This window comes from Ruegeria sp. K7 (assembly GCF_056531785.1).
The window spans coordinates 152,227-176,184 of sequence record NZ_JBQFMJ010000011.1 but is presented as its reverse complement, the minus strand read 5'-3'; the positions used below and the strand labels follow the sequence as shown (position 1 = coordinate 176,184).

General features: G+C 59.1%; 27 protein-coding genes. 8 read left to right on the top strand and 19 right to left on the bottom strand.

Annotation, left to right across the window (positions count from 1 at the left end):
• Nucleotides 1-7 precede the first annotated feature (7 nt).
• The 5 genes from ACR0FE_RS17335 (at nt 8) to ACR0FE_RS17315 (ending at nt 4,483) form a co-directional block, all read left to right on the top strand.
• Nucleotides 8-1,129, top strand: coding sequence for a DNA polymerase III subunit delta' (locus ACR0FE_RS17335; protein ID WP_480914211.1), 1,122 nt, complete (start codon nt 8-10; stop codon nt 1,127-1,129).
• Nucleotides 1,126-1,932 carry a TatD family hydrolase gene (locus ACR0FE_RS17330; protein ID WP_480914208.1) on the top strand — a complete coding sequence of 269 codons (807 nt, stop codon included), beginning with the start codon at nt 1,126-1,128 and terminating at the stop codon, nt 1,930-1,932. Before ACR0FE_RS17335 ends, ACR0FE_RS17330 begins: the two co-directional genes overlap by 4 nt.
• The gene (locus tag ACR0FE_RS17325) at nt 1,929-2,726 is read left to right on the top strand and encodes an MBL fold metallo-hydrolase (protein WP_480914205.1); all 798 of its coding nucleotides are present in this window, start codon (nt 1,929-1,931) and stop codon (nt 2,724-2,726) included. Before ACR0FE_RS17330 ends, ACR0FE_RS17325 begins: the two co-directional genes overlap by 4 nt.
• A 66-nt stretch (nt 2,727-2,792) precedes the next feature.
• Nucleotides 2,793-3,725: an AEC family transporter gene (locus ACR0FE_RS17320; protein ID WP_480812166.1), complete on the top strand. Its 933-nt coding sequence runs from the start codon at nt 2,793-2,795 to the stop codon at nt 3,723-3,725.
• Between the two features lie 62 nt (nt 3,726-3,787).
• The gene (locus ACR0FE_RS17315) at nt 3,788-4,483 is read left to right on the top strand and encodes a CbiX/SirB N-terminal domain-containing protein (protein WP_170677776.1); all 696 of its coding nucleotides are present in this window, start codon (nt 3,788-3,790) and stop codon (nt 4,481-4,483) included.
• Nucleotides 4,484-4,587: 104 nt separating this feature from the next.
• Here ACR0FE_RS17315 and ACR0FE_RS17310 read toward each other — a convergent pair whose 3' ends face one another.
• The 5 genes from ACR0FE_RS17310 to ACR0FE_RS17290 form a co-directional block, all read right to left on the bottom strand.
• The gene (locus ACR0FE_RS17310) at nt 4,588-5,604 is read right to left on the bottom strand and encodes a GGDEF domain-containing protein (RefSeq protein ID WP_480914202.1); all 1,017 of its coding nucleotides are present in this window, start codon (nt 5,602-5,604) and stop codon (nt 4,588-4,590) included.
• Nucleotides 5,601-6,188 carry a heme NO-binding domain-containing protein gene (locus tag ACR0FE_RS17305; RefSeq protein WP_170615409.1) on the bottom strand — a complete coding sequence of 196 codons (588 nt, stop codon included), beginning with the start codon at nt 6,186-6,188 and terminating at the stop codon, nt 5,601-5,603. The genes ACR0FE_RS17310 and ACR0FE_RS17305 overlap by 4 nt, the downstream gene beginning before the upstream one ends.
• Before the next feature lie 101 nt (nt 6,189-6,289).
• Complete coding sequence (locus tag ACR0FE_RS17300) at nt 6,290-7,849, bottom strand: trimethylamine methyltransferase family protein (RefSeq protein WP_480914199.1); 1,560 nt, start codon at nt 7,847-7,849, stop codon at nt 6,290-6,292.
• A 105-nt stretch (nt 7,850-7,954) separates the two neighbouring features.
• The gene (locus ACR0FE_RS17295; protein WP_480914197.1) at nt 7,955-8,656 is read right to left on the bottom strand and encodes an HAD family hydrolase; all 702 of its coding nucleotides are present in this window, start codon (nt 8,654-8,656) and stop codon (nt 7,955-7,957) included.
• A 24-nt stretch (nt 8,657-8,680) separates the two neighbouring features.
• A complete protein-coding gene (locus ACR0FE_RS17290; protein WP_480914194.1) occupies nt 8,681-8,965 on the bottom strand; it encodes a DUF3572 domain-containing protein in 285 nt (94 codons plus the stop codon).
• An 88-nt stretch (nt 8,966-9,053) separates the two neighbouring features.
• Between ACR0FE_RS17290 and ACR0FE_RS17285 the strand changes: the two genes are divergently transcribed.
• On the top strand, nt 9,054-10,454 hold the full coding sequence (locus ACR0FE_RS17285) for a diguanylate cyclase (RefSeq protein WP_480914192.1): 1,401 nt from the start codon (nt 9,054-9,056) through the stop codon (nt 10,452-10,454).
• A gap of 18 nt (nt 10,455-10,472) precedes the next feature.
• Here the strand turns inward: ACR0FE_RS17285 and ACR0FE_RS17280 are convergent, their stop codons facing one another.
• From ACR0FE_RS17280 to ACR0FE_RS17265, 4 genes are read right to left on the bottom strand one after another with little or no spacing between them, the layout of a single operon-like run.
• Nucleotides 10,473-10,946, bottom strand: a complete 474-nt coding sequence (locus ACR0FE_RS17280; RefSeq protein WP_170615399.1) for a periplasmic heavy metal sensor — start codon at nt 10,944-10,946, stop codon at nt 10,473-10,475.
• Complete coding sequence (locus tag ACR0FE_RS17275) at nt 10,943-11,290, bottom strand: hypothetical protein (RefSeq protein WP_480914188.1); 348 nt, start codon at nt 11,288-11,290, stop codon at nt 10,943-10,945. The genes ACR0FE_RS17280 and ACR0FE_RS17275 overlap by 4 nt, the downstream gene beginning before the upstream one ends.
• Nucleotides 11,283-11,897: an RNA polymerase sigma factor gene (locus ACR0FE_RS17270; RefSeq protein WP_480914185.1), complete on the bottom strand. Its 615-nt coding sequence runs from the start codon at nt 11,895-11,897 to the stop codon at nt 11,283-11,285. The genes ACR0FE_RS17275 and ACR0FE_RS17270 overlap by 8 nt, the downstream gene beginning before the upstream one ends.
• A gap of 6 nt (nt 11,898-11,903) precedes the next feature.
• Nucleotides 11,904-12,371 (bottom strand): EF-hand domain-containing protein, encoded by a 468-nt coding sequence (locus ACR0FE_RS17265; protein WP_170615393.1) that lies wholly within the window; start codon nt 12,369-12,371, stop codon nt 11,904-11,906.
• A 199-nt stretch (nt 12,372-12,570) separates the two neighbouring features.
• Here ACR0FE_RS17265 and ACR0FE_RS17260 point away from each other — a divergent pair, with 199 nt between their 5' ends.
• Entirely contained in the window at nt 12,571-12,969 is a 399-nt protein-coding gene (locus ACR0FE_RS17260) for a DUF983 domain-containing protein (protein WP_480914182.1), read from the top strand.
• Between the two features lie 9 nt (nt 12,970-12,978).
• Nucleotides 12,979-13,680, top strand: a complete 702-nt coding sequence (locus ACR0FE_RS17255) for an NUDIX hydrolase (RefSeq protein ID WP_170615390.1) — start codon at nt 12,979-12,981, stop codon at nt 13,678-13,680.
• A gap of 9 nt (nt 13,681-13,689) precedes the next feature.
• Here ACR0FE_RS17255 and ACR0FE_RS17250 read toward each other — a convergent pair whose 3' ends face one another.
• Genes ACR0FE_RS17250 through nuoI form a run of 10 tightly spaced genes read right to left on the bottom strand, consistent with a single transcriptional unit; the run spans nt 13,690 to nt 23,957 of the window.
• Nucleotides 13,690-15,357, bottom strand: coding sequence for a ribonuclease J (locus tag ACR0FE_RS17250; RefSeq protein ID WP_480914179.1), 1,668 nt, complete (start codon nt 15,355-15,357; stop codon nt 13,690-13,692).
• Nucleotides 15,354-16,133 (bottom strand): type III pantothenate kinase, encoded by a 780-nt coding sequence (locus ACR0FE_RS17245; protein WP_170615386.1) that lies wholly within the window; start codon nt 16,131-16,133, stop codon nt 15,354-15,356. The genes ACR0FE_RS17250 and ACR0FE_RS17245 overlap by 4 nt, the downstream gene beginning before the upstream one ends.
• Nucleotides 16,134-16,144: 11 nt before the next feature.
• Nucleotides 16,145-16,894 carry a biotin--[acetyl-CoA-carboxylase] ligase gene (locus tag ACR0FE_RS17240; protein WP_480914177.1) on the bottom strand — a complete coding sequence of 250 codons (750 nt, stop codon included), beginning with the start codon at nt 16,892-16,894 and terminating at the stop codon, nt 16,145-16,147.
• A 54-nt stretch (nt 16,895-16,948) separates the two neighbouring features.
• Nucleotides 16,949-18,391 carry an NADH-quinone oxidoreductase subunit NuoN gene (gene nuoN / locus ACR0FE_RS17235; RefSeq protein ID WP_480914174.1) on the bottom strand — a complete coding sequence of 481 codons (1,443 nt, stop codon included), beginning with the start codon at nt 18,389-18,391 and terminating at the stop codon, nt 16,949-16,951.
• A 15-nt stretch (nt 18,392-18,406) separates the two neighbouring features.
• On the bottom strand, nt 18,407-19,951 hold the full coding sequence (locus ACR0FE_RS17230; protein WP_170615380.1) for an NADH-quinone oxidoreductase subunit M: 1,545 nt from the start codon (nt 19,949-19,951) through the stop codon (nt 18,407-18,409).
• The gene (gene nuoL, locus ACR0FE_RS17225; RefSeq protein ID WP_480914171.1) at nt 19,951-22,140 is read right to left on the bottom strand and encodes an NADH-quinone oxidoreductase subunit L; all 2,190 of its coding nucleotides are present in this window, start codon (nt 22,138-22,140) and stop codon (nt 19,951-19,953) included. Before nuoL ends, ACR0FE_RS17230 begins: the two co-directional genes overlap by 1 nt.
• Before the next feature lie 6 nt (nt 22,141-22,146).
• A complete protein-coding gene (gene nuoK / locus ACR0FE_RS17220) occupies nt 22,147-22,452 on the bottom strand; it encodes an NADH-quinone oxidoreductase subunit NuoK (RefSeq protein WP_005984024.1) in 306 nt (101 codons plus the stop codon).
• Nucleotides 22,453-22,456: 4 nt separating this feature from the next.
• Nucleotides 22,457-23,059, bottom strand: a complete 603-nt coding sequence (locus tag ACR0FE_RS17215) for an NADH-quinone oxidoreductase subunit J (RefSeq protein WP_170558473.1) — start codon at nt 23,057-23,059, stop codon at nt 22,457-22,459.
• Nucleotides 23,056-23,466 (bottom strand): carboxymuconolactone decarboxylase family protein, encoded by a 411-nt coding sequence (locus tag ACR0FE_RS17210; RefSeq protein WP_480914168.1) that lies wholly within the window; start codon nt 23,464-23,466, stop codon nt 23,056-23,058. The genes ACR0FE_RS17215 and ACR0FE_RS17210 overlap by 4 nt, the downstream gene beginning before the upstream one ends.
• Nucleotides 23,463-23,957 (bottom strand): NADH-quinone oxidoreductase subunit NuoI, encoded by a 495-nt coding sequence (nuoI, locus tag ACR0FE_RS17205; RefSeq protein WP_480489566.1) that lies wholly within the window; start codon nt 23,955-23,957, stop codon nt 23,463-23,465. Before nuoI ends, ACR0FE_RS17210 begins: the two co-directional genes overlap by 4 nt.
• Between the last annotated feature and the right edge of the window lies 1 nt (nt 23,958).

The window sequence follows — 23,958 nt, the reverse complement described above, 5'->3', positions numbered from 1 at the left end:
ACGAACGATGAGCGACGACATCACTTTCCCGGATCAGGCGCCCGGTGCACCGCACCCGCGCGAAACAGCCCGCCTTTTTGGTCAGGACGAGGCTGAACAGGCCTTTCTGTCTGCCTATACTTCTGATCGTTTGCACCATGGCTGGTTGCTGACCGGTCCGCGTGGGGTTGGTAAGGCAACACTGGCGTGGCGTATCGCCCGGTTTTTGCTTGCAACACCGCAAGCAGATGATGGCGGGTTGTTTGGCGCCCCCCCTGCCCCGCAAACGCTGGATATCGACCCCGAACATCCTGTCGCGCATCGCATGCTGGCCGGAGCGGAACCCGGCCTTGCGACAATCACCCGGTCGCTGAACGATCAGGGTCGGCTGCGCAATGAGATCGTGGTCGACGACATCCGCAAACTCGGTCGGTTCTTTGGCCTGTCCTCTGCGGATGGCGGTCGGCGCGTGGTGATTGTGGATTCGGCGGATGAAATGAATGTCAGCGCGGCAAACGCGTTGCTGAAAATGCTGGAAGAGCCTCCGGCGCGGACAACGTTGCTGCTGGTTTCCCATCAGCCATCGCGGCTGCTGCCGACGATCCGGTCCCGATGCCGAACATTGCGCCTTTCTCCGTTGGGACCCGAAGACATGCAGGCGGCGCTGACGCAGACCGGGGCTGAACTGCCGGCACAACCCGACCATCTGGCGGCGCTGTCCGCAGGGTCGGTCGGGGATGCGGTCCGCCTGATCAATCTGGGCGGGCTGGAGATCTATTCCGAACTGATCGGCATTCTGGGCACACTGCCCAGGCTTGACCGGCAGCGCACCCTTGCTTTGGCCGAAGCCGCCGCACAACGGGGTGCGGCAGACCGGTTCGATCTGTTGCTGACCCTGATTGATTTGGCCCTGTCCCGACTGGCGCTGACCGGCGCAAAAGGCGAACCACCAAGTCCCGAAGCTGCCCCGAATGAGGCGCGAACACTGTCGCGATTGTCCGGATCACCGCATCAGGCGCGGCAATGGTCCGAAGCCGCGGCAATGATCACGGCACGCGCACGTCATGGACAGGCGGTGAACCTTGACCCTGCCGCTCTGGTCCTAGATACGGTGTTCAAGATACAGGAAACCGCCGGTCAGAGCAGATGAGCACTACCCCTACGATCACCGACAGCCATTGCCATCTGGATTTCCCCGATTTCGACGGGCAACTTGGCGAAATCATCTCACGCGCTGCCGAAGCGGGCGTGACCCGTATGGTTACGATCTGTACCCGGCTGCGAAACGAGGCCACCGTGCGCGCGATTGCCGAAGCACACGCTCCGGTGTTTTACGCTGCAGGAACGCACCCCATGAGTGCGGCGGACGAACCCCTGGCAAGTGTCGACCAACTTGTCGCCCTCTCGCACCATCCGAAATTCGTTGGCATCGGCGAAACCGGGCTCGATTATCATTACACCGCCGAAAGCGCCGAGGTTCAGAAGAAGTCACTGCGTATTCATATCGAAGCCGCGCAGCGCACCAATCTGCCCCTGATCATCCACGCGCGCGCCGCAGATGACGACATGGCCCGGATCTTGTCCGAGGAATACCGCAATGCGCCCTATTCCTGCGTGATGCATTGCTTTTCTTCGTCCGCCGAACTGGCCAAGGCGGCGCTGGATCTGGGGTTCTATCTGTCGATGTCTGGCATCGCGGCATTTCCCAAAAGCCAGGAGTTGCGTGACATTTTCGCCAGCGCCCCGGTCGACCGTATTCTGGTCGAAACCGATGCGCCCTATCTCGCTCCGCCGCCGTACAGGGGCAGGCGCAATGAACCGGCCTATACCGCCCACACCGCCCGCAAAGGTGCCGAGGTTTTTGGCATGGACTACACCGAGTTCGCGGCGCGCACACAGGCCAATTTTGACCGTCTGTTCACCAAGGCGGCGACATCACAGGCGGCTGCATGACCGAGCTGCGCTGCACCATCCTGGGCTGCGGATCGTCGGGTGGTGTGCCCCGGCTGGGCGGGCATTGGGGTGATTGCGACCCTGAAAACCCCAAGAATGTTCGCCGCCGCTGTTCCATGCTGGTCGAACGGGACGGCCCCGAGGGTACGACTTCGGTCCTTATCGATACTTCGCCGGATATGCGCAGCCAACTGCTGGATTCGGGAACCGGGCGGCTGGATGGCGTGGTCTATACCCATTCACACGCCGATCATGTGCACGGCATCGATGATTTGCGGATGATCGTGTTCAACATGCGCACCCGGGTTCCGGTATGGGCGGATGGCGACACGCAGAACGCCCTGCTGGGCCGGTTCGGGTATGCGTTCATTCAGCCCGAAGGCTCTCCTTACCCGCCTATTCTGGACCTCAAATCAATAGATGGCCCGTTCGAGGTGGACGGCCCCGGCGGCCTGATCCCGTTTCATCCGTTCAAGGTCAATCACGGCTCGATCGACTCGCTGGGGTTTCGATTGGGAAAACTGGCCTATCTACCTGATGTTGCAGAGATTTACGACGATGCATGGACCGACATGCTGGGTCTGGATTGCCTTGTTATCGACGCCTTGCGCCGGTCGCCGCATCCGACACATGCCCACCTGGAAAAGACCCTGGGCTGGATCAAAAAGCTGCAACCACAGCGCGCCATTCTGACCAACATGCATATCGATCTGGATTATGAAACGGTTGATACGGAAACCCCCGATCACATTACGCCTGCTTTTGACGGCATGGTGATCCGGCAGGCGCTCTAACCCTGTTACCGGCGCCTGCGATATCGCCCTTCGGGCCATCCCCGATCTCGCAGGCGGGACGCTAGAATGCTGCAAAGCCTGATCAACGTCATTCTGCCGGTCTTTCTGGTGATTGGTGCAGGCTATGCGTCGACCCGATTGGGTTACTTCAAGGAAATCCACATCGACGGGTTGATGAAGTTCACCCAAGGGTTTGCCATCCCCTGCCTGCTGTTTCTGGCAATTGCCCACCTTGACCTGAGCGCCAGCTTTGATCCCCGGTTGTTGGTCAGTTTCTATACCGCCGCCGCTTTGTGCTTTACGGCCGGACTTTTTGGCGCACGCCTGATCTTTGGCCGCGAGTGGGAGGATTGCGTCGCCATCGGGTTTTGCTGTCTGTTTTCGAACTCGGTGCTGTTGGGCCTGCCAATCACCGAGCGCGCATATGGCCCCGAGAACCTGACTGGCAACTACGCCATCATCGCGTTTCATTCGCCCTTCTGTTACGGGGTTGGCATCACGGTCATGGAGATCATTCGCAACCGTGGGAACGGTGGTGCGCATATGGCCCGGTCCGTTCTCACGGCCATGTTCCGCAACGCGCTGATTCTTGGGATTGCACTTGGCTTTGTGGTTAATCTGTCCGGGCTTGCAGTTCCGGCGGTCGTGGACGAAGCTTTGGGGCTGATCACCCGCGCCGCGCTGCCCGGCGCGCTTTTCGCTTTGGGCGGGGTGCTGGTAAAATACAAACCCGAAGGTGACTTTCGTACAATCGGATTTGTGTGCTGCATTTCTCTGGCCCTGCATCCGGGGCTTGTCTGGCTGTTCGGCTCAGCGGTTGGCCTGCCGCAGGATCTGTTCCGCTCGGGCGTTCTGAATGCTGCGATGGCACCGGGCTTCAACGCGTATATCTTTGCAAACATGTATGGTCGCGCCAAACGCGTTGCCGCGTCGTCGGTTCTGATTGGCACGGCGGTTTCGATCCTGACAGTATGGATGTGGCTGACCCTTTTAGGGTGATCCGGCATTGACAATCCGCACCCGGAAAACACCTATCGCGATATCACACAGGAGACCCGGCAATGCCTCATGCTCTTATCGTCGCTCATGGCCAGCCATCGGACCCGGCCCCGGCCGAGGCCGCGCTGGCGGCGTTTGCTGATCAGGTCGACAGGCTGGCGCAGGACGTCACGGTCCGATCGGCGACATTGGCTGCTCCGGGAGCATTCGAGTCGCAGTTGGACGAGCTGCCCGCAGATGTCGCGATTTACCCCCTGTTCATGGCCAAAGGCTGGTTTGTTACCAGTGCCCTGCCGAAGCGGATCGGCGAGCGCGGTGCCCGTATTCTGGACCCTCTGGGCATTGATCCGGACTTGCCCGAACTGACCGCCCGGTCGCTGCTTGCGACGATGTCAAGGAAGAACTGGGAAACCGGCGCGACGGACTTGGTGATTGCAGCCCATGGTTCCGGACGCAGCCGTAACCCTTCTGCCGTGACAGCTAGTTTTGCAGATCAGTTGAGGGCGCATTTGCCCTTCCGCTCTGTCCGTGTCGGATTTGTCGAGGAACCGCCATCCATTGCCGAAGCCGCAGCAGGGTTGGGCGAACGTGCGCTGTGCCTTCCGTTTTTTGCCTGCACGGGTGGTCATGTTCTGCAGGACGTTCCGGATCAATTGCAGCAAGCCGGTTTCCAAGGTGTTACATTGCCCGTGATCGGAGAGCTGCCTGAAATTCAGTCTCATATCGCGGATGTTCTGACCCGCGAATGCATAGCTTAACAGGACTTTCACACACAAAAAATCTGCACCGTTTCCGTGTCAACGCACATTTGCCGAACAACTGCTGTCCGACGCACAGCCAAAGAAGCTGAGTCTAAGCTCAGCTATCGTGGTTTAACCATGTGCTTGCGCTGGACCGAGCTGGCAATGTCGGAAAAAAGGTGGTGACGGGACCTGCCGTTTCGCTTGGCCTCGTACAAGGCCAGGTCGGCGGCATGCAGTATTTCGGCGGGCTTGAGGATGTCAAACTGTGTGGAAATCGCCGTTCCAATGCTGGCTGAAATCCGACAGGGATTCTGATCGAAATTCATCGGCTCGCGAAGCCTGCCGATTAAACGGCCCGCAATCGCCGACAGCTTCTTTTCATCCGTCAGGTTCCTGAAAACAATAACAAACTCATCCCCACCCATTCTGACGACTGCATCATCGCTGCGGGTCTCTTCGACCATAATCCGCGCGGCCTCTTGCAGAACAAAGTCACCGGCCGCGTGACCCAGCCTGTCATTCACCGATTTGAAGAAGTCCAGATCAAGGTGCATCAGGGCAAAATCGGTTTGCGTCGATGCCATCTGGCCTAGTATGTGATCCATCGCGCGACGGTTTTTCAGGCCGGTCAACGTATCGGTAAAGGCCTGTTCTTCCGCCGCCACCCTCGCGTCCTGAAGGCGCCGGTTCAACGATCGCGACGCCTCCATCGCGGCGGACTTGGCCTCGACCAAATAAAGAAGCTCAATCGCAAGGTCAGCACCGGAAAAATCTGCGCTGGTCAGCGCGTAGTCGCGAACAGCATCTAGGATCGAAATACCAAACGAAAGGTTGATCACCGCGCCACCTTGATCCGGCAGAGGGGTTATCAATCCTTTCAAAGCCGTGCGCGGTTCATCGTGAAACCGCAGGTGCAGCTTTGCACCCGCCATGGACATCAGAACGGGAACGGTCGACACGGTCCGGGGGCGGACCAATTCAAACAAGTCTAGAAAATTCAGCCCGGCCATTGCGCGTTCCGGCCGGAGCTTTTGCAGCGTCGGTCCGACCTGAACAATCCGCCCGTCATTGTCCAACAACAAGAACATCGGGCAAAGAGTTTCAAGCAAGACGCCCAGACCCCGCACATCCATCATGGTCTTCGCGCCCCAAGTTCAAATTGACGCCCTTCGGCAAAGGAACTCTCCACCAGGGCAATTGTAATGACATCAGCGTCCCCCTGTACGCCGTCATGGGACAGTATCACCAAAGCGCCGTAGTCATCCGCCATGGCTCGCAAAACTCCGACCATGACACTGGAGTATCCCGGCAAGCCCGGAAAACAGTGCAACTGGTATTCAGCGCCGGACAGTTCACGCAATTCAAGCGCGGGCAGAGACAGGTCGGATACCGCCAGCCTGACCCGGTCGGACAAGTCGTCCAGGGAATGCAGAAACTCCACGTACGTCACGCCGCCAAAACGCAGCAGGCGCCGCAACCCTTCGGTATTCGGATGCGAGACAAGATATGTCCCAAGATCTTCAAGCATTTCGGCACGCGTGCGGTTCCGATCGGCGCACAGCGCATCCAAAACCCGCAGCGGCGTGTCCGTATCATAGACAAGCATCGCTTCGAACTCGACAAACCCGAGTTCAGCCGCCGCGGCAACGCGCAGCCAGCATGCCTGCCCATAGGTCGCGCATACGAAGGACTGTACCGCCCGGTTGATCAGACCATGCATCAATTGCCCCGGATTGATTTCGCGTTCAATCTGGCCAGATAATCCTTAACAAATACCCAATACCCGCTGCGAAACCGGAAATAGTGCAGCCATTCGAATTCCTAGAAATCCGTGGGCGCGCCACCTTCAGATTTACGCCGCGCGACAAAGTCGGCCAATTCTTCGCGAATGCCCTCATCCAATGCAGGTGGTTCAAAGCTTGTGATGATTTCCTTGAACATGTGATGCGCGCGCTCGGCTGTCCAGATGCCACCGGCCGCCGCCCAGCCTTCATAGTTCTTCCAATCACTCAGAAACGGCTGGTAGAACGCGGTCGAGTACCGGTCCTGTGTGTGCTGGATACCAAAGAAATGCCCGTCGTTACCAACCGCCCTGATCGCATCCAGCGCGATCTCGTCCGGCCCTGTGGCGCTGATTTCTGGCTGCATATATCTTTGGATCTGCTGCAGAATCTCGCAATCCATGATGAATTTTTCAGGGCTCGCGATAAGGCCGCCCTCAAGCCAGCCTGCAGCATGGTAGACCATGTTCGTTCCCGACTGCACCGCCGCCCACAGCGAGTTCGATGTCTCCCATATCGCCTGCCCATCCGGGACGTTTGCAGCACAAACACCTGATGAGCGCATCGGCAGTCCGTAGAAACGTGCCATCTGCCCGGTCATTTGCGTCGACCGCATGTACTCCGGCGTCCCGAAGGCCGGAGCGCCGGACTTCATGTCTACATTTGAGGTGAAGGTTCCGATCACACAGGGAATACCAGGACGTACATACTGAAACAACGCAATGGCACACAGTGCTTCGGCCAGCGACTGCGCGACTGCCCCGGCCATGGTCACGGGCGCCATGGCCCCCGCCAGGGTAAATGGCGTTACCACAATCGCCTGCCCCCGACGGGCCAGTCGCAGACAGCCATCAATCATCGGGAAATCGTGCTTGAGAGGTGATGTCGAGTTGATGTTGGTGTACATCCGCGGCTTCGACTCGAACTCTTCATGGCTGAGGCCGCTGGCGATGCGCACCATTTCCATGACATCTTCCACGCGCTCCTTACCCAGTGAATAGGCGTGCATGGCCTTGTCGGTCAGGGTCAGCTTGTCATACAGCACGTCCAGATGTCGCACACTGGCGTGAATATCCACCGGCTCGACCGGATAGCCGCCAGCAAAATGGATACAGTTGAAGTACTGCGTCAGCTTCAGCAGGTTCCGGCACATCTCGCGATTCCCCGAAACCTTGGTGCCGATCTCCATATCCCAGTAGTTCGGCGGCGAAGAGACGTTCCCGAACAGCATGGTCTTGCCGCCGACTTCGATCGTTTTGTCCGGGTTTCTAGGCGTGATGGTAAAGCTTGACGGCGCTTTGGCGATCATTTCCATGACAAAGTCGCGCCCCATGCGCACATTGTCACCGTTGATGGTACATCCTGCTTCGCGCAGAATGTCCAGCGCCTCCTTGTTGTAGAACTCGATACCGATCTCTTCGAGAATTCGCATCGCGCCCTCGTGGATCGCCTCGATCCCGGCCTGATCCAGCGGCTCGGTGGGTCTGTCGATATTGACGGGCGGGTTCCACGGCATCTGATCGATGACTGCGCTGCCCCGGCGAGCTGCGGCTCCCGAACGTCCACCACTTCTGCGTCTGCGCGTATTGCTGTCGGCCATTTGTTCCTCCGAGGCTTTTTATCAAAAAGCCCCGAAGTCTGGATTATGGCCGCTCTGTCTGCGACAGGTTGTGTCGGTTTCTTATTCCAAACCGCCGAAATCCGCTCAGATCGACCGATTTTCCGCCAGCCAAGCAGGAATATGTCCGATATCCGGCAATACAACATCGGCCATCGGTGCGAGCGTTTCAGGGCCTGCAAGACCGGTCAAAACCCCGATGGTGGTCATGCCGGCGGCGCGGCCTGCCTGCAGGTCATGCAGGCTGTCGCCAACCATGACCACATTCGCCGGGTCCACACACACTTGTGCGGCAAAAGCCAGCAACTGGCCCGGTCCCGGTTTGCAGCCGTGGCCGCTGTCATATCCCGCAACAAAGTCGAAATGATCCCGGATTCCAACGGATGACAGATGCTCCAGCGCAGGTCTTTCACTGTCATTGGTGGCAACGCCCAGTTTGAACCCGGCTTCCCGCAGCTGTTCCAGAAAAGGCACAAGCGGTATGGCCGGCGCCTGTGGGGCCGCGGCGGATTCCTCGTCGATCAACTCGATCAGGGCCTCGCAGGTCATCTCGGGTAAATAGGGAAGAAGCGCTTCTGCAATTTCCACAACGCTTGCGGCAATTACGATGCTGTCATTCGAATAGGTCCCCTTCTCGGGATCAAACCCGATCACCAGCGCAAGTTCCTGCGCCTTTGCCTGGTCACCCGATGACAGACGCAACAGCAGCCTGCGCCCAAACGTGCCCCAGGTGTTTGCAAAGTCAAACAAGGTACCGTCCTTGTCGAACACGATGGCGTTTATTGGCATTGGGGCTCCTGCAAAAAAGTCATCTCAGGTCCAGTGAACATCGGCTTCGCCAGACAACGCGGCGCGCGCCTGACCCGGCAAGTCATAAGGGACCGAATTGTCATCACAAAAAGCGATCACCCACGAATCGTCAAGCATCAGAAACTCAAGAACCGACGCCATGAAATCCGGCTCGCCAGCGCGGGCGCGCAGATCGCCGACCGATGCACCGGTCGAACCCAGAAACACCGGTAGAAGTTCCTCGTTACCGACAAGCCAAGTCAGCACATTCAGCGCCAAAGTTTCCGCCGAATTGCCGGAGATTGCCATATTCAAGCCTCGGATCAGAACTTGGAAAGGGTTTGTTAACCAGACTCATAAACACTTTGGCAGCACATGCAATCAACGGTGAACGAAAATGTCCGTGCAAGGAACTATCCTTGTCCTAGACGGGGCCTCGACCAATCGCATCATGCTGAAGGTTCAGCTGACTGCGGCATGGTATCACGTCGTTCAGGGTGAGAAGCTTGAGGGGCTGACACCCCTATTGCGCCGTGTGCGGCCGGATCTGGTGCTGACGGCGCTCGCGCTGGCAGATGGAACCGCCGCAGATGTAAAGCGGTTGATTCAGAACATTCCGGATCTTGGAGACATCCCCGTGGTTGCCATCGCCCCGCAGAATGACAAGGCGGCCCGACTTGAGGCGCTGTCTGCCGGGCTGGACGACGTACTGGCCCATCCGTTCAAGGACAATTTTCTGATGGCGCGGGTTCGCAGCCTGCTGCGCATGCACGCGGACGTGCAGGACCTTCAGTTCAAGGAAGATACGCTTCCCATCGGCTTTGCCGAACCTCCCGCCACATTGATCGCACCAACCGCGCCATCGCGGGTCGCAATTCTGGCCCCGTCCCACCGCATAGGTGCGTCGTGGTGCCGGGCTCTGCAGCAGCAGACGCATCATTGCCTTTCCAAACACACCCAATCCAACCTGAAAGACATCCTGTCAGGGCCTGTTCCGGATGCAATTGTCGTGGACCTGAACACCGCGCCCTCTTCCCTCAACGTTCTGGCAGACCTGAGATCGCGCAGCGCCACACGACACACCGTCCTGATCGGCGTTCTGGACAAAGAACACGCGCCCAATGCAGCCGAAGCGCTGGATCGTGGGGCCGACGCAGTTTGCCTGGGCGACTTCTGCGCACGTGAGATTGCGCTGCGACTGGACAGTCTGATTGCCCGCAAGTCCCGCACCGATCAGATGCGCGCCTCATTGCGTCGCGGACTTGCTGACTCATGGGTCGACCCGCTGACAGGTCTAAACAACCGCCGGTTTGCGATGCAGGCCGTTGGCCATATCGTCCGGCAATCCCGGCACACCGGCCGTGGGTGCGCTCTGATGCTGGCCGACCTTGATCGCTTCAAGGCAATCAATGACCGGTATGGTCATGCCGCCGGAGATCATGTTCTGACCGAAGCGGCCAGACGCATGCGAAACGCGCTTGGCCCCCGCGGCTTTGTCGCCCGTTTCGGAGGTGAGGAGTTTATGATCGGGGTGCCTGACGCGACCAATGCGCAGGCATTGAACCTGGCAGATGCGATGTGCAGATCGATCCGCGAAAGGCCCTTTTCGCTGCCGGACCAGAACGGGTTCACCCAAGTCACGACCAGCATTGGCCTGAACGTGTTTCGGCCCCCTTACCCGCAATATCAAACCGAACACGCGCTTCTGGACAGTTTGATCAAATCCGCAGACAAAGCTCTTTATGCTGCGAAAAAAGCCGGTCGCAACCAGATCAGCACCCGGCAAAGCGCGGCGTAACACCGGTTTCAGCGCGCTTTAGTCCTTTTTCTTGTGCCAATGCCGACCGCGTTTTGTCACCTCGTCCAGCCGGTCGGCATACACTGCCCGTTCTGCATCGCTCATTGCGATGACACGCGCCAGCCACTGCCCTTGCAGGGCACCCTGCAATTTCGCCGAAGCCCGCGCCTGCTGCGTCAGCAAAACCTCGACGGCGGCCGGATCGAATGGCACGGTTCGCAAGGCCTGGCTGAGAGCTGCGAAATCCTTTGACCTGTGCTGCGATCCCTCTTTGCGCAAACCGGACAGGTCCGACCGCATCGCAGTTCGCTCTGATTTGGGCAATGCCCGGTAAAGGGCCGATCCGAACCCCGGCGGCGCCTTGGCATGATCGCTGCCCTTGACCCTCATGAAGGTCCCCAAAGCGACACCGACAATCAGCAAGTTAAGGGCCAGGGACGCAGCCAGAAGTATCGGCATCCAACGGCGTTTTGGCTTGGGTGTTTCGCTCATTCCGTATCCTCCAGGAACACTGCATCCAGGTCCGCCACTTCATAGGTTGCGTCCTGCGAGAACAGATACGTCGCCGGGTCCGGCAGAAAGGCCGGAGCCGAGAACCCGATCCAGACACCCGCCGCACTGGCCGCGACCAGCCCGCCAAGGCCCTGCCAACCACCGATACCGTCCAGAAGGCGTTGCCACGTGCTGCGCTCCGGCGGGACAGGTTTGGCAAGCCGATCCAGTCGAACTTGTTCTGCGTCCGTCATAATCCGAACCGCCAGATCGTCCGGCAGGTGTCGACGCCCGGCTCTGGCCTGCGCAAACAGTTGATTCAGCTCGGTATCATCATCAGCCATCGTCATACCCCAGTTCGTCCCGACGCCCGGCAAGATATCCCGCCAAGGCGCGTTTTCCGCGTGCCGTCAGGCTTTCGACCGCTTCTACAGATATGCCCATGATCCCGGCAATCTCGGGGTTGGGCAGCTCTTCGATATGCCGCATTACAACTGCCTGTCGCTGCCGTTCGGGCAGATGAGACAGGGCGGATTGCAGCGCGTCTTTTCGGGCCTCGTCCTGCATGCGTTCAACCACGCTTGCGCTGGCATCCTCGGGATCGACACCTTCGGCCAGCCTGTCAGGCTGTTTCTTGCGGCGCAAGTCAACGCACAGGTTCAGGACCACGCGATACAGCCACGTTGAAACCTTTGCCTGCCCCGGCATCCAATCCGGCGCCATCTGCCAAAGGCGCATCATCGCGTCCTGCGTGACATCTTCGGCTTCGGCTCGGTTGCCCAGCATCCGCAGGGCGACGGAAAAACAGCGCGGGCCAAGCCGGTCGGTCAAAACACGCGCCGCCGCTGCGTCGCCGGCGGCAAACCGCTCCAGCAACGCATCGTCACCGATTGCGTCCGCGGCGCAAGTCCCGCCGCGAACGTCTTGCGTTGAGGAGGTCAGATCCTCCATCCCGCATCAGCTGTCGTCAGAGTCTGCCTTGCCACGCTTCTTGTGGTGCCGACCCATTCTGCCTTTTGCATCCGCAAATTCCTGCTCCGAGATCGTTCCGTCATCATTCGCATCGATCCGGTCAAACATCTTGTCAGCCCGGCGCGGTTTCGGCAACTCATCCGTGGTCAGGAAACCATCGTTATTGGCATCGTGTTCTTCAAACATACTTGCAATGCGGTCGCTGGTCTTTTTCTGCACTGCCGCCTGCATCTCTTCGACGCTCAACTGGCCGTCCCCGTTGGCATCCGCATCGGTAAATCGCTGATTGCGATGGGCCAGCATTTCGTCTTTCGTAACCTGCCCGTCACCATTCGCATCCAGTTCCTGAAACGACACCGGTTCCCGGTTTTTCGACCCTGCGGCCAAAGCCGTTGTGCCTGTAATCGCAACTGCCGCAACAACAATTGCCGAAATGAACTTTGCGCTGTGCATGTCGTGTTTCCTTTTTTCGCGCGACCCCATTGCCGCTGCTTATGGTCTTAAAACGGGACAGCCGCAGATTTCCGTCGCAGGAAACCAAAAAATTTTTCAGACCATTTTTCGCCGGATGCGGTCATTGCGACGCACCCCCCTTTCAAGCAGACCCAAAGATGCGCAATATATGCGACATTCGAATGCGCGAGTTTTCATCATGACGGATCATACGATCGACACCACAACTCCTCAGGATCGTGAGACCTGGCCCGCACTGGTCAAAGGCTTTCGTTGCCGTTGCCCGAAATGCGGACAAGGCAAGCTGCTGCACAGCTACCTCAAGGTCAACGACAACTGCAGCAATTGCGGGCAGGAACTGCACCACCACCGGGCGGATGACGGCCCTGCATACCTGACCATTCTGATTGTAGGCCACTTGCTCGCGCCCGCGCTGCACGTCTCATATGTGCACTGGCGCCCTGATCCGCTGACGATGGCCCTGGTTTTCGCCATTGGCTGTACGGTTCTGACCCTTGCCTTGCTGCCCAGGATGAAGGGGGCCGTCGTGGCCTATCAGTGGGCGCGGCGGATGCATGGGTTCGAACGGGCCCGGTGACGGACAGGCATGACCACAGACAAAACTGCAATTCGCAACGCGGCAACCGTAATTGTCCTGCGGGACAGAATGACCGAGCCGTCAATTCTGATGGGCCAGCGTGGGGCCAAAGCGGCTTTCATGCCAAACAAGTTCGTTTTTCCTGGCGGTGCAGTCGATGCCGCGGATGGTGATGTTCCGCTTGCCACGCCGCTGACTTCAAAGTGCCACGGCCGTCTGGCCGAGCGGGCAGAGACAAATTTGCAGAATGCGCTGGCTTCCGCCGCGATCCGCGAGTTGTGGGAAGAAACCGGCCTGATCCTGGGGCAACCGGGCACCTGGCCGGGAGACATCCCTGAAGACTGGCAGGGCTTTGCCGAGATGGGTTTTCGGCCCTCTGCGCAAGGCCTGCAGTTCGTGTTTCGCGCACTGACGCCGCCGGGCCGCCCCCGTCGCTTTGATGCGCGGTTCTTTCTGGTTGATGCCGATGAGGTACAAGGCGATCTGGACGATTTCAGCCATGCCTCGGACGAGCTGTCGCACCTGCAATGGGTCAGGCTGGATCAGGCGCGTGATTTTGACCTGCCCTTCATCACCGAAGTTGTTCTGGCCGAGATCGCTGCACGGGTCGCGGACACATCACCCCCGGCCTCTGTGCCGTTTTTCCTGAACAATGAAGAGGCCAGCCTGTTTCTGCGTCTCAAGGGCTATCCCATGCCCGAAGCAGACTGACCCCTCCGCTTATTTCATCCGGCTGATGACAACGGTAACTTCGGGCTTTTTCCCGATCTCAGTTTTTGTGCTCTGACGTACGATCCGTCGCATCGCTTCTTCCAGCTTGTCATCATCGCGCAGGGTTTTGGCCTCGGCCCGCATCAGGAACTGGTTCAGATCCTCCTCCAGCACCTCGACCAGCGCCGCGCGTGACGACCCAAGCTCCGGCAGGCCCATGGTGTCACACCAGGGCTCGCCCAGCGGTTCATCTTCTTCATCCAGAATAACCGTCACAGTCACGTGGCCATTCAGCGCCATGCGAATCCGGTCTCGCACAACCCCATCCAGCGCGCCAATCTTGACGGTTCCGTCCAGATAGGTTCGACCGGTTTCCACGTAGTCCGCAACCTCGGGCGTATCCCCGGTCAAGTCCAGCATGGTCCCGTTCACGGCCAGCATACCGGTTCGGCCGCCCGCCTCGGCCAGTTTCGCATGTTCGCGCAGATGCCGGTGTTCACCGTGCATCGGGATGACCATCTTTGGGTTCATCAACTCGTGCACCCGCTCAAGGTCAGGGCGGTTGGCGTGGCCTGAAACGTGATACAGACCCGAACTGTCGTCCACCACGTCCACGCCCTTTTCGCTCAGCTGGTTCATGATGAAAATCACCCCCCGCTCGTTGCCGGGAATGGTTTTGGAGGAAAACAGAAACAGGTCGCCGTCTTTCAACTCAAGTCCGCGATACTTGCCACGCGCCAGCTGTGCGCTTGCGGCGCGGCGTTCACCCTGGCTGCCGGTCACGATCAGCATCAGGTTCTGACGCGGCATATCCACCGCCTCTTCGGCGCTGACGACGCGGGGAAAGTCCGAAAGGATGCCGGTTTCCGTCGCGGCCTCGATCATGCGGCGCATGGCGCGCCCCAGCAGAACAACAGACCGGCCGGCCCGTTGACCGGCCTCGGCCAGGGTTTTGACCCGCGCGACGTTTGAGGCGAATGTGGTCGCGACGACCATTCCGTCGGCCTCTTCGAACAGTCGTGTGATTTCGGGCCCGACTTCACTTTCCGAGCGTCCAGGATGGGACGAGAACACGTTTGTACTGTCACAGACCAGCGCCTTGACGCCGGGATTGGCTACTTCGGCCCACAGATCGGGATCGAAGGCTTCGCCGACAACAGGGTTGGCATCCAGTTTGAAATCGCCCGTATGCACGATCCGGCCAGCCGGGGTGTCGATCACAAGCGCCGCACTTTCGGGGATGGAGTGTGAGACCGGCAAAAATCCGACCGTAAACGGACCCACCTGAATCTGTTCGGGCCAGGCAGACGCTGTGCGCACCGCGTCCTCCGGATGGCCGTATTCCTCCATCTTGCGGCGCGCGATATTGGCGGTGAAGACCCGCGCATAGATCGGCGCGTTCAGCGCGTCATAACAATGCGCAACCGCGCCGACATGGTCTTCGTGCGCGTGGGTCACAAATACCGCGTCCAGCCGGTCCGCACGTTCCCGCAGCCATGAGATATCGGCATGGATCAGGTCAACGCCCGGGGTGGTATCCATATCCGGAAACGTCACGCCCAGATCCACAAGGATCAGCCGTTCCTGTCCCGGTTTGCCATACCCGTAGACATAGGAGTTCATGCCAATCTCGCCCGCGCCGCCCAGCGGCAAATAGATCAATCTTTCGCTGCTCATGCCGAGCCGTTTTCCTTGTTGTAGCGATGTATCACGGTCAGACCGTGCATCGTCAGATCATCCTCGATTGCGTCGAACCCCACGTCGGCCTGATCGAACAGAGGCGCAAGCCCACCGGTTCCAACGACTTTCATCGGCATTCCGTATTCAGCCTTGATCCGGGAAATCAGCCCTTCGATCAATCCGGAATAGCCCCAATACACGCCGGACTGGATACAGCCAACCGTATTTGTCCCGATCACTTTTTCCGGACGTGTTATGTCGATATGCGGCAATGCCGCCGCGCCCTGATGCAATGCCTCAAGACTCAGGTTCACACCGGGGGCGATGATGCCGCCGACATAGGCACCATCTGCGGCCACCACGTCGAAATTGGTCGCAGTGCCGAAGTCCACCACAACGACATTGCCGCCATGCCGATCAAAGGCACCGACGGCATTCGCCAGCCTGTCCGGCCCCGGAACCGTCCCCTCATCCACGCGTGGGGGCACGGGCAGCAGACAGTCCGGCCGGCCCACGACCAGCGGGCGGCAATCAAAGAAACGGTCCGCAAAAACCCGCAGGTTGAACACCACACGCGGTACGGTCGAAGCGATGATGACATCGGTGATTTCCGCTTCGATCCCATAGTGTTTCACCAAGGTCGAGTACCAGGTGAAATACGCATCAGCCGTACGGGCGTGATGGGTCGATGTGCGCAGGGTGCACAGGAACTTCTCGCCATCCCAGATCGAGAAAACGGTATTCGTGTTGCCGCAGTCGATAGCCAGAAGCATGTACGCCTCCCTCAGAAAAACACATCGGCCGCAGGAATGCTCACCCGGCCTTTCGCGGTGTTTAAGACAAGGTTTCCTGTCGCGTCTACAGTTTCGAAGGTTCCAACCGTTTCTGACGCTGCGGTCCGGGCGGTAATAACCTCGCCCAACCGGGCCGCACGGGACAGCCATGCCTTTCGGATCGGATCAAACCCAAATGTGGCGAACTGCGTCTCGTACCGCGCATAGGCAGAGGCAAGTTCCGTCAGGAAATCTTCGGGCGACACCTGCGCCCCTGTTTCCGACAACAACGATACGGGCCGAACAGCGCCCGGTTCGACCATATCCACCCCCGGAGCTTCGGCCAGGTTGACGCCAATACCGATCGCCAGGTGCGACACCTCGCGCCCGTGGCCGGTGCTTTCCAGCAATATGCCGGCCAGTTTACCGCCGTTCAGCAGAACGTCATTGGGCCATTTCAACGACAAACCGGTCGCCCGGCCTGAAACAGCGACGCATGCATCGAACAGGGCCAGAGCAGCCACAAAGCTCCGCAGGGCGGATTGTTCCGGGTTGCCGTGTGGGCGCATCAGCAAGGTCGCCGCCAGATTACCTTTCGGATTGGCCCAAACCCGTCCCCGTCTGCCCCGCGCCGCCGTCTGGCGATGGGCCATGATCCAGACAGGTCCCTGCGCAGTCGGAGCGATCCGGGCCGCTTCGTTCAGGGTGCTGTCCACCTCCTGCACAACATGCAGGCCGTATCCGGCGGGCCACCCGCTCATGTCAAAAAGGCCCGGTCACAAGACCGAGCCTCCTGAATGTTGCGAAAGGGAAGATCAGTTGACAAGTGTCGCCGCCGCAGCCGCAGCCGCCCCCTCGATCCCGAACTGGTAGAACACGCCGATCAGCATGAGTGCCGCCGACCCTATCAGAGCGACCCACAGAACCGGTGTGGAATGTGTCTCGATCGGTTCTTCATTCTCTTCACCGAAGTACATGTAGAACACGATCCGCAGATAATAGAAGGCACCAATGACCGAAGCGATGGCCGACACAATGACCAACCCGGTCAACCCCGCGCCGACACCGGCCTGCCAGACGCCGAACTTGGCGAAGAAGCCCAGCATCGGCGGCACCCCGGCCAGGCTGAACATCAGGATCAGAACGGCCAGTGCCTTGCCCGGATCACGCTTGGAGTATTGCCTCAGAGCGTCAATGTCGGTGACCGGTTTGCCGTCACGCTCCATCATCAGGATGAAGGCAAACGTGCCGATGTTCATGGTCACGTAGATCGCCAGATACATCAGCATCGCCTTGACGCCCATTTCCGTGCCTGCAGCCAGGCCGATCATCGCATAACCCATATGGGCGATTGATGAAAACGCCATCAGTCGCTTGATGTTGCGTTGTCCAATCGCGGCAACCGCACCCAACAGCATCGACAGGACCGAAAGCAGCACGATCACCTGCTGCCAGTCTTTCACCACACCACCAAAGGCGTCGTGCATCAGTCGGGCAAACAGCGCCATAGCGGCCACTTTCGGAGCGGTGGCAAAGAAGGCCGTAATCGGCGTGGGCGACCCTTCGTAAACGTCCGGTGTCCACATGTGGAACGGCACGGCCGACACTTTGAACGCAAGCCCCGAGATCAGGAAGATCAGACCGAACAGAAGGCCAATCGAGACATCGCCGTGGTGAACCGTCTGGATAATGCCCGAGAACAGCGTGGTGCCGGTGAAACCATAGACCAGCGACGCACCGTAGAGCAGCAAGCCCGAACTCAGCGCGCCCAGAACGAAGTATTTCAGACCGGCTTCGGTCGACTTTGCACTGTCACGACGCAGGGCGGCCACCACATAAAGCGACAGCGATTGCAGTTCCAATCCCATGTAAAGGGACATCAGGTCGCCGGCACTGACCATCATCATCATGCCAACAGCGGCCAGGGCCACCAGCAAGGGATATTCAAACCGCAGCAGACCGCGGCGGGTCATGTAATCCTGGCTCATCACCAGAACGGCAGCGGCCGACAACAGGATTGCAACCTTGGCAAAGCGCGAGAACCCGTCATCCACGAACATGCCGTTGAACGCGACATTGGTGCCGTCGCCATTTGTGGCAATCCAGAAGGACAGCAGCGCCATCAGACCTGCCGTCGCCCAGACCAGAACCGGCGCCAGCCCGTCTTTCGTCGTATAGACAGCCCCGATCAGAGCAGCCATCGCATACACGGCCAGAACGATTTCCGGCAGGATTATTGTCAGATCAGCCTGGATCATGTCTCCAAAGCTCCCTTAATGCGAGGCGGCCGTCTGGGTCGCGGCCTCAGCCGCGGCCAGAGCCGTGTCATAGTTCGAAATCAATGCAGCGGTCGATTGGCCGATCACATCTGTTACCAGTGACGGGTAGACACCCAGCAGGATGGTCATCACGATCAGCGGCGCAAAGATCAGCCGCTCGCGCGAGCTCATGTCCGTCATTGCCTTCAGGCTTTCCTTGATCAGGTCGCCAAAGACAACACGGCGATACAGCCACAGCGCATATCCGGCCGAGAAGATTACACCGCTTGCGGCGACCGCAGTCACCCAGGTGTTGACCTGAAACGCCCCCATCAGGGTCAGGAATTCGCCAATGAACCCGGAGGTGCCCGGCAAGCCGACATTGGCCATGGTGAACAGCATGAAAACCAGCGCATAGGCGGGCATCCGGATCACCAGACCTCCGTACGCTTCGATGTCGCGGGTGTGCATCCGGTCATAGATCACACCAACGCACAGGAAGAGCGCCGCCGAGATGAACCCGTGGCTGAGCATCTGGAAGATCGCGCCGTCAATACCCTGCTGGTTCGCCGCGAAAATCCCCATAGTCACAAAGCCCATGTGCGCGACGGACGAATAGGCGATCAGCTTCTTCATGTCCTCCTGCACCAGCGCGACCAGCGAGGTGTAGACAACCGCGATGGCCGACATCCACAGCACCAGATCGGTCATCACCGCCGAGCCCACGGGGAACATCGGCAGGCTGAACCGCAGGAAACCGTAGCCACCCATCTTCAGCAGGATCGCCGCCAGCACGACCGAGCCCGCAGTCGGGGCCTGCACGTGCGCGTCCGGCAGCCAAGTGTGGACCGGCCACATCGGCATCTTCACGGCAAACGATGCAAAGAACGCCAGGAACATCAGCGTCTGCATTCCGCCGACAATGTAGATGCCCAGAACGCTGAACCCTTCGGACGAGAACTGATGCGTCATCAGCGCCTCGATATCCGTGGTGCCAGCATCCGAATACATCGCCACCATCGCCACCAGCATCAGCACCGAGCCGAGGAAGGTGTAGAGGAAGAACTTGAAGCTGGCGTAGATGCGATCCTTGCCGCCCCAGATGCCGATGATCAGGAACATCGGGATCAGACCTGCCTCGAAGAACAGGTAGAACAGCACCAGATCCAGCGCCATGAACACGCCCAGCATCAGGGTTTCCAGCATCAGGAAGGCAACCATGTATTCCTTGACGCGGGTCGTCACATTCCAGCTGGCCAGAATGGTCAGCGGCATGATGAAGGTGGTCAGCAGCACGAACAACACGCTGATGCCATCCACGCCCATCTTGTATTTCAGGCCCATCAGCCATTCACCCTCTTCCACCATCTGGAAGCCGGTGTTGGACGGATCAAAGCCGGTATAAATGCCGATCGACACCAGGAAGGTGACAGTGGTCGCCAGCAGTGCGATCCATTTCGCATTGCGCTGTGCCGCGGCATCATCGCCTTGCAGGAACAGTGCCAGAATACCGGCCGCCGCTGCGGGGATGAAGGTGACGATGGAGAGGATGTTATCCATTAGTGTGAGCCCCCGCCAATCGACATCCAAGTGATCAGGGCTGCGATGCCCAGTACCATCCAGAAGGCGTAAGTAAAGATGTACCCCGTCTGCGCCTTGCCTGCGAGGCGGGTAAAGAAGGGAACTACGCCCATGGCAACCCCATTCAGAAAGCCGTCAATCGTGTTGCCGTCACCGCGTTTCCACAGGAACCGCCCCAAAGCCACGGTGGGCTTGACGAAGATCGCGTCGTAGATCTCGTCAAAGTACCATTTGTTCAGCAGGAACAGGTACAGCGGACGCTGGTTCGCAGCCAGTCGCGCGGGCAGCGAGGTGTTCACGATGTAGAACCAGTACGCCACGACAAAGCCCAGCAACATCGCAACGAAGGGCGAAACCTTGACCCATTTCGGCGCCGCATGTGCATCGTCCAGAACGTGATTGTCCGGTGCGATATACAAGGCGCCCTCACCTGGTTCTCCGGCAAAGACATAGTGGTGGTCGCCGCCTTTTGCGTCCTTGTCACCATGAGCGGCATCTTCGCCATGCGCTTCATCCGCGTGCGCTGTATCCGCGTGAGCTTCTCCAGCTTCGTCACCGTGATGCTCCTCGGCGGTACCATCAGCCACATGCTCGGAATGCGTTTCGGCGTCGTGACCTTCCGCATGCTCCGAGGCTTCGGCCACGGGGATGCCGTAGAACTTGCCGACCTTGTCGGTATGCCCAAAGAAGGGGCTGTACCAGAGCATCCCGGCAAAAACCGCACCAAGTGACAGAACCCCAAGCGGCACCAGCATTGTCATCGGGCTTTCATGCGCGTGATCATGCGTATGCTTGTCGCCGCGCGGGTCGCCATAGAAGGTCAGGAAGATCAGACGCCAGCTGTAGAACGAGGTGAACATCGCCGCAATAACCAGCATCCAGAAGGCATAACCCGTACCGCCCGCATAGGCGCTTTCAATGATGGCATCCTTGGACAGGAAGCCGGCAAAGCCGAATGTCGTCAGCGGGATGCCCACGCCGGTAATGGCCAGCGTACCAATCATCATCGCCCAGAAGGTATAGGGAATCTTTTTCCGCAGACCGCCGTATTCCGTCATCTCCTGCTCGTGATGCATCGCGTGGATCACCGAACCGGCCCCAAGGAACAGCAGCGCCTTGAAGAAAGCGTGCGTCAGCAGGTGGAACATCGCAGCGGAATACATGCCGACACCAGCGGCCACGAACATATAGCCCAGCTGCGAACAGGTCGAATAGGCGATAACGCGTTTGATGTCGGTCTGCACCAGACCCACGGTCGCCGCAAAGAATGCGGTCGAGGCCCCAAGGAAGGTGATGAACCCGGTCGCACCCGGCGCGAACTCCATCAGCGGCGACATGCGGCAGACCAGGAACACACCCGCCGTCACCATGGTCGCGGCATGGATCAGCGCCGACACCGGCGTCGGGCCTTCCATCGCGTCCGGCAACCAGGTGTGCAGGATCAACTGCGCCGACTTGCCCATCGCGCCGATGAACAGCAGGACACAGATCACTTCGATTGCAGTCCATTCACCCCACAGGAAATGCAGCTTTTCTTCGGCCAAAGCCGGAGCTGATGCAAAGATGTCCGAGAAGTTGATGCTGTCGGTCAGGAAAAACAGCGCGAAAATCCCCAGCGCAAAGCCAAAGTCACCCACTCGGTTGACGATAAAGGCTTTCATCGCGGCCGCATTGGCGCTGGATTTGCGATAATAGAACCCGATCAGCAGATAGGATGCGACGCCCACGCCTTCCCAGCCAAAGAACATCTGAACCAGATTGTCCGCCGTCACCAGCATCAGCATGGCGAAGGTAAAGAACGACAGATAAGCAAAGAAACGCGGCTTATAGCTTTCACCCTCGCGCCATTGCGGATCGTGATCCATGTAGCCAAAGGAATAGAGGTGCACGAGCGCCGAAACCGTCGTCACCACGATCAGCATGATCGCGGTCAACCGGTCCAGACGGATGGCCCAGCTTGTCGACAGAGAGCCGCTCTCGATCCAGCGCATGATCTCGATCTGCTGGGTCACACCGTCAAAGGTGAAGAAAACAATCCACGACAGCAGACAGGCCAGAAACAGCAGGCCCGTGGCGGTCCACATGGCGGCTTTTTCGCCAATGAACTTCCAGCCGAACCCGCAGAGCAGCGCGCCCACCAGCGGGGCAAAGAGGATGGTGGTTTCCATATTCCCTTACCCCTTCATCATATTGACGTCTTCAACCGCGATGGTGCCGCGGTTGCGGAAGAAGCAGACCAGAATGGCCAGCCCGATCGCCGCCTCGGCCGCCGCAACGGTCAGAACGAACAGCGTAAATACCTGCCCAACCAAATCGCCGAGGAAGCTGGAAAACGCCACAAGGTTGATATTCACCGCCAGCAGCATCAGTTCGATGCTCATCAGCAGGATGATGACGTTCTTGCGGTTCAGGAAGAGACCGAAGATGCCGATGACGAACAGCGTCGCCGCGACCGTAAGATAGTGTTCAAGTCCGATCATCGTCTTAAAGCCCCTGCCCCGGTTTCACGTCCTTCAACTCCATCGCCTTGGCCGGGTCGCGCATCATCTGGCCGACGATGTCCTGACGCTTGATGTCCTGACGGTGGCGCAGGGTCAGCACGATGGCGCCGATCATGGCCACCAGCAGGATCAGGCCCGCCAATTGGAACAGAAGGAAGTATTGATCATAAAGAATGACGCCCAGCGCCTCGGTGTTGTGACGGTCTGTCGGAACCGGCTGTGCCAGATTGGCCTCAACGCCTTGCGCGCTGTCCCAGGCCCCGAACGCCATGACGAACTGCATCAGAATGACCAGACCGATCAGCAGGGCCAGCGGCATATAGCGCGCCATCTCGGCCTTCAGCTCGGCAAAGTCCACGTCCAGCATCATCACCACGAAGAGGAACAGAACCGCGACTGCGCCCACATAGACGATGATCAGCAGCATTGCCACGAACTCGGCCCCCAGCAGCACGAACAGCCCCGCCGAGGACAGGAAGGACAGGATCAGCCACAGCACCGAGTGCACCGGCTGGCGGCTGATTACCGTGAACAGCCCACCGGTGATGGCGCTTATGGCAAACAGATAGAAGGCAAAGACGGTCATTGATCCTCATCCTCGTTATCGCCCATGACCTCTTGCGCCAGATCCAGCGCGCGGGTCATGGCCGGGATGCCGGCAAAGACCGACATCTGGCCGATCGTTTCCACGATCTCTTGTTTCTTTGCGCCCGCTTCCAGCGCGTGACGGACGGTTTGACGCACCGCCGAGTCCGCCTGAGCGCCCTGACAGGTCAGCCCGGCCAGCGTCAGCAGCAGGCGGGTTTTGGCATCCAGACCGTCCTTGTTGACGGCATTGCCGAACATCATCTCCATGACTTCTTTGGGCATGGTCGGCCACAGCGCCTCGAATCCCTTGGGCGAGAAACTCTCCATCGCCGGGTTCATCGCCTTGGCCATGTCCTGAGCCTGCTTCATCATCAGCTCGAACGGATTTGTCGGGCTGTCAGTCATCGGTACGGCGCGTCCATTTCCAGGTTGCGGGCGATCTCGGCTTCCCAGCGTTCACCGTTATCCAGCAGCTTTTCCTTGTCGTAGAACAGCTCTTCCCGGGTTTCCGTGGCGAATTCGAAGTTCGGGCCTTCGACGATTGCATCGACCGGGCAGGCCTCTTGGCAGAAGCCGCAATAGATGCACTTGGTCATGTCGATGTCATAGCGTGTCGTGCGGCGGCTGCCGTCCTCGCGCGGTTCGGCATCGATGGTGATGGCTTGCGCCGGACAGATCGCTTCACACAGTTTGCAGGCGATGCAGCGTTCCTCGCCATTCGGATAACGGCGCAGGGCATGCTCACCGCGGAAACGTGGGGACAGAGGGCCCTTTTCATGCGGGTAATTCAGGGTGGCCTTGGGGGCGAAGAAGTACTTCAGCCCCAGTTTCATACCGACCCAGAAATCCTGCAGCAGGAAATACTTGGCAGCGCGGGTGTAGTCGATGTTTGTCATA

Bases quoted from the DNA above. Each gene is read 5' to 3' on its own strand.
- ACR0FE_RS17335 (WP_480914211.1), top strand. From the start codon at position 8: ATGAGCGACGACATCACTTTCCCGGATCAGGCGCCCGGTGCACCGCAC.
- ACR0FE_RS17330 (WP_480914208.1), top strand. From the start codon at position 1,126: ATGAGCACTACCCCTACGATCACCGACAGCCATTGCCATCTGGATTTC.
- ACR0FE_RS17325 (WP_480914205.1), top strand. From the start codon at position 1,929: ATGACCGAGCTGCGCTGCACCATCCTGGGCTGCGGATCGTCGGGTGGT.
- ACR0FE_RS17320 (WP_480812166.1), top strand. From the start codon at position 2,793: ATGCTGCAAAGCCTGATCAACGTCATTCTGCCGGTCTTTCTGGTGATT.
- ACR0FE_RS17315 (WP_170677776.1), top strand. From the start codon at position 3,788: ATGCCTCATGCTCTTATCGTCGCTCATGGCCAGCCATCGGACCCGGCC.
- ACR0FE_RS17310 (WP_480914202.1), bottom strand. From the start codon at position 5,604: ATGATGGATGTGCGGGGTCTGGGCGTCTTGCTTGAAACTCTTTGCCCG.
- ACR0FE_RS17305 (WP_170615409.1), bottom strand. From the start codon at position 6,188: ATGCATGGTCTGATCAACCGGGCGGTACAGTCCTTCGTATGCGCGACC.
- ACR0FE_RS17300 (WP_480914199.1), bottom strand. From the start codon at position 7,849: ATGGCCGACAGCAATACGCGCAGACGCAGAAGTGGTGGACGTTCGGGA.
- ACR0FE_RS17295 (WP_480914197.1), bottom strand. From the start codon at position 8,656: ATGCCAATAAACGCCATCGTGTTCGACAAGGACGGTACCTTGTTTGAC.
- ACR0FE_RS17290 (WP_480914194.1), bottom strand. From the start codon at position 8,965: ATGGCAATCTCCGGCAATTCGGCGGAAACTTTGGCGCTGAATGTGCTG.
- ACR0FE_RS17285 (WP_480914192.1), top strand. From the start codon at position 9,054: ATGTCCGTGCAAGGAACTATCCTTGTCCTAGACGGGGCCTCGACCAAT.
- ACR0FE_RS17280 (WP_170615399.1), bottom strand. From the start codon at position 10,946: ATGAGCGAAACACCCAAGCCAAAACGCCGTTGGATGCCGATACTTCTG.
- ACR0FE_RS17275 (WP_480914188.1), bottom strand. From the start codon at position 11,290: ATGGCTGATGATGATACCGAGCTGAATCAACTGTTTGCGCAGGCCAGA.
- ACR0FE_RS17270 (WP_480914185.1), bottom strand. From the start codon at position 11,897: ATGGAGGATCTGACCTCCTCAACGCAAGACGTTCGCGGCGGGACTTGC.
- ACR0FE_RS17265 (WP_170615393.1), bottom strand. From the start codon at position 12,371: ATGCACAGCGCAAAGTTCATTTCGGCAATTGTTGTTGCGGCAGTTGCG.
- ACR0FE_RS17260 (WP_480914182.1), top strand. From the start codon at position 12,571: ATGACGGATCATACGATCGACACCACAACTCCTCAGGATCGTGAGACC.
- ACR0FE_RS17255 (WP_170615390.1), top strand. From the start codon at position 12,979: ATGACCACAGACAAAACTGCAATTCGCAACGCGGCAACCGTAATTGTC.
- ACR0FE_RS17250 (WP_480914179.1), bottom strand. From the start codon at position 15,357: ATGAGCAGCGAAAGATTGATCTATTTGCCGCTGGGCGGCGCGGGCGAG.
- ACR0FE_RS17245 (WP_170615386.1), bottom strand. From the start codon at position 16,133: ATGCTTCTGGCTATCGACTGCGGCAACACGAATACCGTTTTCTCGATC.
- ACR0FE_RS17240 (WP_480914177.1), bottom strand. From the start codon at position 16,894: ATGAGCGGGTGGCCCGCCGGATACGGCCTGCATGTTGTGCAGGAGGTG.
- nuoN (WP_480914174.1), bottom strand. From the start codon at position 18,391: ATGATCCAGGCTGATCTGACAATAATCCTGCCGGAAATCGTTCTGGCC.
- ACR0FE_RS17230 (WP_170615380.1), bottom strand. From the start codon at position 19,951: ATGGATAACATCCTCTCCATCGTCACCTTCATCCCCGCAGCGGCGGCC.
- nuoL (WP_480914171.1), bottom strand. From the start codon at position 22,140: ATGGAAACCACCATCCTCTTTGCCCCGCTGGTGGGCGCGCTGCTCTGC.
- nuoK (WP_005984024.1), bottom strand. From the start codon at position 22,452: ATGATCGGACTTGAACACTATCTTACGGTCGCGGCGACGCTGTTCGTC.
- ACR0FE_RS17215 (WP_170558473.1), bottom strand. From the start codon at position 23,059: ATGACCGTCTTTGCCTTCTATCTGTTTGCCATAAGCGCCATCACCGGT.
- ACR0FE_RS17210 (WP_480914168.1), bottom strand. From the start codon at position 23,466: ATGACTGACAGCCCGACAAATCCGTTCGAGCTGATGATGAAGCAGGCT.
- nuoI (WP_480489566.1), bottom strand. From the start codon at position 23,957: ATGACAAACATCGACTACACCCGCGCTGCCAAGTATTTCCTGCTGCAG.